Source organism: Streptomyces sp. ADI95-17, assembly GCF_003846175.1.
GTDB lineage: Bacteria > Actinomycetota > Actinomycetes > Streptomycetales > Streptomycetaceae > Streptomyces > Streptomyces sanglieri.
The window spans coordinates 371,272-373,311 of sequence record NZ_ML123048.1; the positions used below are offsets into that span (position 1 = coordinate 371,272).

A 2,040-nucleotide genomic window follows, 5' to 3' on the forward strand; every position below is an offset into this window, starting at 1 on the left:
GGGCGGCCGGTCCCGTCCCGCCGGATGAAGCCCTGGGTGTGGGTCCAGCGGAGACTGCCGTCGCGCCGTTTGATCCTGAAGTAGGCGCCGTAGTTGCTCTGCCCGCTCTTGAGCGCCTGCGCGACCATGGCGTCCAGCCGCACGCCCTCGTCCGGCGGCACCCGCTGCCCGAGCGACTCCGGCCGGTCGTTGTACTCCTCGGCCCGCAGGTCGAACACGTCGAGCGCGGGCCGGTCCATGTGCATGAGGCCACTGTCGAGATCCCAGTCGAAGCTGCCCATACGGTTCAGGGCGAGGCTGAGATCCGGGTGGGCGGGCCAGTCGTCCGGGAGTGACAGGGCACCCGCTACCCGATCATCCATGCGGGTCACTCTGCCATCATTTGTCCGATTCTTCGAGCGAACCCCGCACGGCCGGGCGAATCCTCGCCCCGCGCCACCCGAGTGCACTTCAAGCCATTTCGGGCACCGGGCGGCGGGCCCGGACGTCTCGTAGGGCGAACCGCCCCGAAGTTGCGGGCCGGCACCGGATACGGTGTTCCGTGGAGCACGGTAAGCCCAGCCTTACCTTTACCCTGAGCTGCACTGCCCGCATCAGCACGTTCTAAGGACCAGCACCTGATGACCCGCCCCGTCCGCGTCGCCATAGTCGGAGCCGGCCCCGCCGGCATCTACGCAGCGGACGCGCTGCTGAAATCCGAGGCCGCCCAGGAACCGGGTGTTTCGATCGACCTGTTCGAGCGGATGCCCGCCCCCTTCGGCCTGATCCGTTACGGAGTGGCCCCGGACCACCCGCGGATCAAGGGCATCGTCCAGGCACTGCACCAGGTGCTCGACAAGCCGCAGCTCCGGCTGTTCGGCAACGTCGACTACCCCAACGACATCGACCTGGACGATCTGCGGTCCTTCTACGACGCCGTGATCTTCTCCACCGGCGCCGACGCGGACCGCGCGCTCGACATCCCCGGCAGCACCCTGGACGGCTCCCACGGCGCCGCCGACTTCGTCTCCTGGTACGACGGCCACCCCGACGTGGCCCGCACCTGGCCGCTGGAGGCGGAGAAGGTCGCCGTCCTCGGCGTGGGCAATGTGGCCCTGGACGTGGCGAGGATCCTCGCCAAGACGGCGGACGAACTGCTGCCGACCGAGATCCCCGCCAACGTCTACGAGGGGCTCAAGGCCAACAAGGCCCTTGAGGTGCACGTCTTCGGGCGCCGCGGCCCCGCACAGGCCAAGTTCAGCCCCATGGAGCTGCGGGAGCTGGACCACTCGCCGAACATCGAGGTCATCGTCAACCCCGAGGACATCGAGTACGACGCGGGTTCGATCGAGACCCGGCGGAGCAACAAGCAGGCCAACATGGTCGCCTCCACGCTGGAGAACTGGGCCATCCGCGATGTCGGCGACCGGCCGCACAAGCTGTTCCTGCACTTCTTCGAGTCCCCGGTGGAGATCCTCGGCGAGGACGGCCGGGTCGTCGGCCTGCGCACCGAGCGGACCGAGCTGGACGGCACCGGCAACGTCAAGGGCACCGGGAACTTCACCGACTGGGACGTGCAGAGCGTCTACCGCGCGGTCGGCTACTACTCGCAGGAGCTCCCGAAGCTCCCGTTCGACGTGGTCTCCGGCACCGTCCCGCACGCCGCGGGACGCGTCGTCGACGGCGGGGAGCACATGCCCTCGGTGTACGTCACGGGCTGGATCAAGCGCGGCCCGATCGGCCTGATCGGCCACACCAAGGGTGACGCCAACGAGACCGTGGCCTGCCTGCTGGAGGACCAGGCCGAGGGACGGCTGCCCGCACCCGTCCGGCCCGAGCCGGAGGCCGTCACCGCCTTCCTGGAGGAGCGTGGCGTCCGTTACACCACCCGCGAGGGCTGGTACCGCCTGGACGCGCACGAGCGGGCGCTGGGCGAGGAGCAGGGCCGCGAGCGGATCAAGGTCGTGGAGCGCGAGGGCATGCTGGACGCCTCCGAGCCGCGCTCCTGACCGTACGGCGCACCCTTCCGGCCGGCCGCCGTCACGGCCGGCCGGACCGGGC

The 2,040-nt window shown here is 69.9% G+C and carries 2 protein-coding genes; one reads left to right on the forward strand and one right to left on the reverse strand.

Annotation, left to right across the window (positions count from 1 at the left end; all coding sequences use genetic code 11):
- The coding region (locus EES42_RS24775) for a PAS domain-containing protein (protein ID WP_164495327.1) at positions 1-362 on the reverse strand (362 nt) is incomplete at its 3' end.
- 258 nt (positions 363-620) lie between these two features.
- Here EES42_RS24775 and EES42_RS24780 point away from each other — a divergent pair.
- The gene (locus tag EES42_RS24780) at positions 621-1,988 is read left to right on the forward strand and encodes an FAD-dependent oxidoreductase (protein ID WP_124720463.1); all 1,368 of its coding nucleotides are present in this window, start codon (positions 621-623) and stop codon (positions 1,986-1,988) included.
- The last annotated feature ends 52 nt before the right edge of the window (positions 1,989-2,040 follow it).